This is a genomic window from Stenotrophomonas sp. STEN083, from assembly GCF_056759195.1.
Genome location: NZ_JBRRCU010000033.1, coordinates 37,969 through 44,431, shown reverse-complemented (window position 1 = coordinate 44,431; position 6,463 = coordinate 37,969). Strand labels below are relative to the sequence as shown.

The following is a 6,463-nucleotide window of genomic DNA, read 5'->3' as shown; positions in this document are numbered from 1 at the left end:
GCGGTCTTGTTGCTGGTTGTCCGGGGGGGTCGGGGTTACGCGCGCCGCCTGCGGGGGCTGGTTTTTCTATATAACTCCATCTCCCGCACCCGGCCGCGCCACTACACCTGCAGCTTGGAAATTCATTGCATCCGAAGAACGATGTTCTAACGCATTGCTGCAACGAAATGGCTAATGTCGCCAGCCAGGTCGTCCCAAGGAAGACAGGTATGTCGGTAGTGCAGAGCTTGCGTGGTTGCTGTCTGTTGATGTGCTTGCTTGCAGGACGGGTTTCGGCGCAGGAAGCGATGGACGTGCCTGCGGACGCGGGAGCGGCACCGATCCGCGATATGGACGCGGTCGTCGTCCATGGCGTGCAGCCCGGGCCTGGCTTGTGGCGGGTCAGCAAGGACGGGCATGTGCTTTGGATACTGGGCACGGTGTCGCCCTTGCCCAACCAGATTGATTGGCGGGCCGATGAGGTGCGAGCGGTGATCGCGCGCTCGGGGCAGGTATTGCTGTCACCCGGTGTGGTGTTTGACGCCGACGTGGGTTTCTTCGGCAAGCTGGCGTTGGCGCCATCGGTCTGGAAGGTAATGCGTAACGAAGACGGCGCGGAGCTGGGTGATGTGCTGGCGCCGCCGCTGTATGCGCGTTGGCGTGCGGTCAAGCAACGTTACCTGCCGCGCGATGGCGGCGTCGAACGTAAGCGACCGATGTTCGCCGCCGGTGAGTTGCAGGCGGCGGCGATGAAATCCATCGGCCTCGGTCAGAAGCCGGTGGTCTGGCCGGTTGTGGAAGCTGCCGCGAAGGCGGCGGGTATCACGCCCACCTCAACGAGCTGGAAGATCAAGATCGAGGACCCGAAGGCCGCGGTCCGCGAGTTCCGCGAGGGTGGCATGGATGATGCGGTGTGCCTTGAACGGACCGTGGACTTGGTTGAGAACGATCTGCCGACTTTGGTCGAGCGTGCGAATGCCTGGGCAATGGGCGATGTGGAGGCGTTGCGACGCTCACCGTATGAGGACGCGGGTGCGGCCTGCATGCAGGCGATCACGCAGTCGGGCTTCGTGCGCAATCGCGGTTTCGGTGATCTTAAGGCGGGTGTGCGCCAGCATTGGTTGTCGATTGCGGAGACTGCCGTGCAGCGCAATGAAGAAACGTTTGCGATGTTGCCGGTGGATCGGTTGCTGGAAGCCGATGGCTATCTGGCAGCGCTGCAGGCGCGTGGGTATGAGGTTGAGTCGCCCTGAAGCGCAGTTCTGTGGTGACAGCGCGGAGCTGATGCAAGGACGGCGTGCACACCCCAAGTAGCCCGGGTAAGCGGAAGCGCACCCGGGGCTGTTCGCGGTGATCTGAGGGGCCGCTGGAAAGTGATTTGCCCGGGCGCGCTGCGCTTACTTGGGCTACGTTGTTGCTGTTTTGTAGGAGCGGCGTAAGCCGCGAAGCTGGGATAGCTCGAGCAGCCAGTTTTCGCATTGCCGGATGGTGCTTTTGCTTCGCGGCTTACGCCGCCCCCACAAAGAAAAATCCGATGTCAGGGGACTGGCATCGGATTTCGGGATAGTCGCAAATTGGAGTCCAGCTCAGCTCGCAGCACTCAACGGTGCGGTGCTGTCCTGCAACTTCGGCCAGCGCTTCAGGATTGCTGCGCGAATGCCTGCCGCATCAATCCCTGCTTCGGCCAGCAGATCTTCGCGGCTGGCGTGGTGCTGGTAGCTGTCAGGCAGGCCGAGGTGCAGCATCGGCATCAGCACGGCTTCGGCGTTGAGCAGTTCGGAAACACCCGAGCCCGCGCCACCGGCAACCACGTTGTCTTCAACGGTGACGAAGCCGTCGTGTGTGCGTGCCAGCTCCAGCAGCATCGCCTTGTCCAGCGGCTTGATGAAACGCATGTTGACCACGCTCAGGCCGAGCTCGCGGCCAACTTGCTCTGCCGCTGGCAGGGCCGCGCCGAAGGCGAGGATGGCGATGCGGCTGCCTTGTACGCGCAGCTGCGCCTTGCCGATCTCCAGCGTGGATAGATCGGTGCCGACGGCGGCGCCGGGGCCGGTGCCGCGCGGATAGCGCACTGCGGCCGGGCCTTTGTACTGCAGGCCGGTGCTCAGCATCTGCCGGCACTCGGCTTCATCGCCCGGTGCCATCACGACCATGTTCGGCACGCAGCGCAGGTAGCTCAGGTCGAGGTTGCCTGCGTGGGTGGCGCCGTCCGGGCCGACCACGCCGGCGCGGTCGATGGCGAACAGTACGTCCAGGTCCTGGGTGGCGACGTCATGTACCAGCTGGTCGTAGGCGCGCTGCAGGAAGGTGGAGTAGATGGCGACCACGGGCTTGGAGCCCTGCGTGGCCATGCCGGCAGCCAACGTCACTGCGTGCTGCTCGGCGATGGCGACGTCGAAGTAACGCTGCGGGTATTCCTTGCTGAAACGCACCAGGCCCGAGCCTTCGCGCATCGCTGGGGTAATCGCCAGTAGCTTCGGATCGGCTGCTGCGGCGTCGCACAGCCAATCGCCGAAGATGTCGGTATAGGTCGGCTTCTTGGGCGCGCCCTTTTCCGGCAGGCCCTTGCTCGGGTCGAACGGACCGACGGCGTGGTAGCCGATCTGGTCGTCCTCGGCCGGCTCGTAGCCTTTGCCCTTGGTGGTCATGATGTGCAGCAGGTGCGGGCCCTTGGCATCCTTGAGGTGCTTGAGGGTCGATACCAGCAGCGGCAGGTCATGGCCGTCGATCGGGCCCGTGTAGTGGAAGCCCATCTGCTCGAAGGCGGTGGAGGGCACGAACATACCCTTCCACTGCTCTTCCCAGCGCTTCACGAAGCGCGCAGGCGGGCTGTGGCGCTTGTCGCCAAGGATCTTCTTGCCGCTCTCGCGCAGGGCGTTGAGCGTGCGGCTGGCGGTTGCCCGACCCAGCATCTTGGTCAGTCCACCGACGGCTTCGGAGATGGACATGTTGTTGTCGTTGAGGATGACCAGCACGTTCGGCTCGTCGTCCATGCCACCTGCATGGGCCAGCGCTTCAAACGCCATGCCGGCGGTCATCGCACCATCGCCGATCACCGCGATCACCTTGCGCTCATCGCCCTGGCGTTGGCGCGCGATGGCCATGCCCAGTGCGGCGGAGATTGAGGTCGAGGAATGGCCGACGCCGAAGGTGTCGAACTCGCTCTCCTCACGCTTGGGGAACGGCGCAACGCCGTCCTTCTGCTTGACGGTGTGGATGCTGTCGCGACGACCGGTGAGGATCTTGTGCGGGTAGGTCTGGTGGCCCACGTCCCACACCAGCTGGTCGACCGGCGTGTCATACAGATAGTGCAGGGCGACGGTAAGCTCGATCACGCCAAGCCCAGCCGCGAAGTGACCGCCGCTCTTGCCAACCGATTCGATCAGGTAGGCGCGCAATTCGCCGGCAATGGCCCCCAGTTCGCTCTCGTCGAACAGACGCAGGTCATCGGGAGTCTTGATGCGCGACAGGCGCGGATAGCTGGCAGAGTCGATCATGGTCTTCGCGTTTCACTCGAAACGGTATTTTCCCCGTCCTGAGAGGGTGGGGCAAGCAAAGCACATCATCAATGAGTGCTGGATGAGGTGGTTTGCCGCCAAGCTGAAGGCCGTGTTCAGTCTTGATGGCAGTTCCGCATGAATACGCGGGGCTGCGATGCTGGGCTCAGAGCCCGCGCTGCAAGGCTTTGCGCGGCAGCTGCGACTTCAGGAAGGCCATCTGGTCGGCCAGGATGTTGCGATTGGACAGGATCAGGTGTTCGATCCAGCTGGGCCGGTACGGCACTGCCAGCAGCGGCATATTGGCCTGCGCCGGGGTGCGGTTGCTCTTGCGCGAGTTGCAGTGGAAGCAGGCGCTGACCACGTTCTCCCAGGTGTCCTTGCCACCTTTGGAGACCGGCAGGACGTGGTCGCGGGTCAGCTGCGGGCGGTTGAAGTGCTGGCCGCAATACAGGCAGAGCTGGGCGTCGCGGGCGAACAGCGCGGGATTGGTGAGGTTGGGTGTGGGATCGATCGCGCGCGAGCGGGCGTGGCCGCGCGAGGCGATGATCGGGTGCAGGTCCATCCCGCTGCGCAGGCCGGTCAGTCGCGACATCGCGCCGTGCACGTGCAGGCAGGGGTCGCCCATGGTCCAGGCGACGGCACCGCGTGCATACAGGCAGGCAGCGTCCTGCCAGTTGATCCAGTCCAGCACGCGGCCATGCGCATCCAGCGACAGCAGTCGCACGGAGCCGAGGCGGTGCAGGGAGGGCGGAAGTGAAAACCCGTCTATCGGAGCGGAAGTCCCGGCTCCGGTATCGATCAGACTACGCGGTGTAGTGTCTGTCTCCATCGGGTTAACAGCTTATACACGATGCGTGACAGTTTGTGTAAAGGCGGGTGAAGCCGGTGATTTTTTGGGAGCGGCGTGAGCCGCGAAGCTGGGTGTGTTTCAGTCGCCTAAAAGCTGATCCCTCCCCAGCACTCCCCTCCGCCTTCGGCGCAAGGGAGGGGGCTCTAAGCAAGAGCTGCCCTCACCCCAACCCCTCTCCCGCACGCGGAAGAGGGGCTTTCAGATCGCAGCCTTGCTTGATCTCTCCCTTCTCCCGCGTGCGGGACTGCAGCCCCCTTCTTGGGGAAAGGTGCCCCGAAGGCGCGGATGAGGGGAGCTTTGCTATGTTTTTGCTGTTGGATCAGTCGCCGAAGCGGACCGAGTCCATGTCCATCAGCGAGTCGGCACCAGCGGCGATGCCGGCAGCGTGGCTCAGGGTGCGCGGCAGGATGCGGGCGTAATAGAAGCGCGCGGTTTCCAGCTTGGCCTGCTTGAAGGCTTCCGGGTGGCTGGAAGCCTGTGCGGCGACCACCGAGCGGGCCCACCAGTAGGCCACGGCGATGTAGCCGCTGTAGAACAGGTAATCCCAGCTCGCTGCGCCCAGTTCTTCCGGATTGGCGGCGGCGCGCTGCAGCACGTCGATGGTCAGCTTGCCCCATTCCTGCGCTTTGCTACCCAGCACCGGCAGGAACTCGGCCACGGCCGGGTTGCTGGCGTTGGCAGCGATGAACTGCTCGATCTCAGCCAGGAACAGCTTCAGGCCGGCGCCCTGCGAGGCGGCGGTCTTGCGGCCGATCAGGTCCAGCGCCTGGATGCCGGTGGTGCCTTCATACAAGGTGGTGATGCGGGCATCGCGGGCGTACTGCTCCATGCCGTGCTCGGCGATGTAGCCGTGGCCGCCGAAGACCTGCTGGCCGTTGTACGTAGCCTCGATGCTCCACTCGGTCAGGCACGCCTTGACGATGGGGGTGAGGAAGCTGACCAGGGTGTCGGCGTCGGCGCGCGCCTGCGCATCGCCGCTGCTGTGTGCGGCATCGAGCTGGGTGTAAGCGTGTGCGGCGAGCAGGCGGCCACCTTCAGTCAGTGCCTTGGTGGTCAGCAGCATGCGGCGCACATCGGGCTGGGCGATGATCGGGTCGGCCGGCTTGTCCGGCTGCACGGCACCCTTGGGTGCGCGCGACTGCAGGCGCTCGCGGGCATAGGCCAGTGCGCCCTGGTAGGCACGCTCGGACTGCGCCAGGCCCTGCACGCCAACGCCGAGGCGGGCGGAGTTCATCATCACGAACATCGCCTGCAGGCCCTTGTGCGGCTGGCCGACGAGGTAGCCCTGGGCGCCGTCGAAATTCATCACGCAGGTAGACGAACCGTGGATGCCCATCTTGTGTTCCAGCGCGCCGCAATGCAGTTCGTTGCGCTCGCCCTGCTTGCCGTCGCGGTCGACCTTGTACTTCGGGGTGACGAACAGCGAGATGCCCTTCGGGCCGGCCGGTGCGTCGGGCAGCTTGGCCAGCACCAGATGCACGATGTTGTCGCTGAGGTCGTGCTCGCCGGCGGTGATGAAGATCTTGGTGCCGGTGATCGAATAGCTGCCGTCGGCGTTCGGCTCGGCGCGGGTCTTGAGCAGGCCCAGGTCGGTACCGGCGTGCGGCTCGGTCAGGCACATGGTGCCGGTCCAGTTGCCGGCCACCAGCGGCTTGAGGAAGGCTTCCTTCTGCCAGTCTTCGCCGTAGTGCTTGAGCGCTTCAACCGCGCCATGCGACAGCATCGGGAACAGGCTCCAGGCCAGGTTGGCCGAGGACACCATTTCGCTCAAGGCCATGCCCATGGTTTCCGGCATGCCCTGGCCGCCGAAATCCGGCGATGCGGTCAGGCCGGTCCAGCCGCCTTCGACGAACTGCGCATAGGCCTCCTTGAAGCCCGGTGCGGTGGTCACTTCATTGGTGGCCTTGTCGAGCTTGCAGCCGGTCTGGTCGCCGATCGCATTGAGCGGGGCAAGCACGCTGGTGCTAAAGCGGCCAGCTTCCTCCAGTACCGCATCGATAACGTCGGCGCTGGCATCTTCGAAACCCAGCGATGCAAACAGGGACTCGGCCTTCAACACGTCGTGCAGGGCGAAACGGAGATCGGTAACAGGGGCTTTGTAGTTGCTCATCAGGCGGCTCTCGAACGATGCGGG

The 6,463-nt window shown here is 64.5% G+C and carries 4 protein-coding genes; 1 reads left to right on the top strand and 3 read right to left on the bottom strand.

Features of this window, described 5'->3' with window-relative positions:
• Positions 1 to 209 precede the first annotated feature (209 nt).
• Positions 210 to 1,232, top strand: a complete 1,023-nt coding sequence (locus ACVOK8_RS11475) for a TraB/GumN family protein (protein ID WP_481566915.1) — start codon at positions 210 to 212, stop codon at positions 1,230 to 1,232.
• Between the two features lie 333 nt (positions 1,233 to 1,565).
• On the opposite strand, the gene dxs is transcribed toward ACVOK8_RS11475, so the two are convergent.
• The 3 genes from dxs to ACVOK8_RS11460 all read right to left on the bottom strand — a co-directional run bounded on the left by dxs (position 1,566) and on the right by ACVOK8_RS11460 (position 6,439).
• On the bottom strand, positions 1,566 to 3,476 hold the full coding sequence (gene dxs, locus ACVOK8_RS11470) for a 1-deoxy-D-xylulose-5-phosphate synthase (protein WP_481566914.1): 1,911 nt from the start codon (positions 3,474 to 3,476) through the stop codon (positions 1,566 to 1,568).
• Positions 3,477 to 3,642: 166 nt separating this feature from the next.
• A complete protein-coding gene (locus ACVOK8_RS11465; protein WP_481566913.1) occupies positions 3,643 to 4,308 on the bottom strand; it encodes an HNH endonuclease in 666 nt (221 codons plus the stop codon).
• 340 nt (positions 4,309 to 4,648) lie between these two features.
• Entirely contained in the window at positions 4,649 to 6,439 is a 1,791-nt protein-coding gene (locus ACVOK8_RS11460) for an acyl-CoA dehydrogenase C-terminal domain-containing protein (protein WP_481566912.1), read from the bottom strand.
• Positions 6,440 to 6,463 lie beyond the last annotated feature (24 nt).

Coding starts and splice junctions, on each gene's coding strand:
- ACVOK8_RS11475 (WP_481566915.1), top strand. CDS start 210: ATGTCGGTAGTGCAGAGCTTGCGTGGTTGCTGTCTGTTGATGTGCTTG.
- dxs (WP_481566914.1), bottom strand. CDS start 3,476: ATGATCGACTCTGCCAGCTATCCGCGCCTGTCGCGCATCAAGACTCCC.
- ACVOK8_RS11465 (WP_481566913.1), bottom strand. CDS start 4,308: ATGGAGACAGACACTACACCGCGTAGTCTGATCGATACCGGAGCCGGG.
- ACVOK8_RS11460 (WP_481566912.1), bottom strand. CDS start 6,439: ATGAGCAACTACAAAGCCCCTGTTACCGATCTCCGTTTCGCCCTGCAC.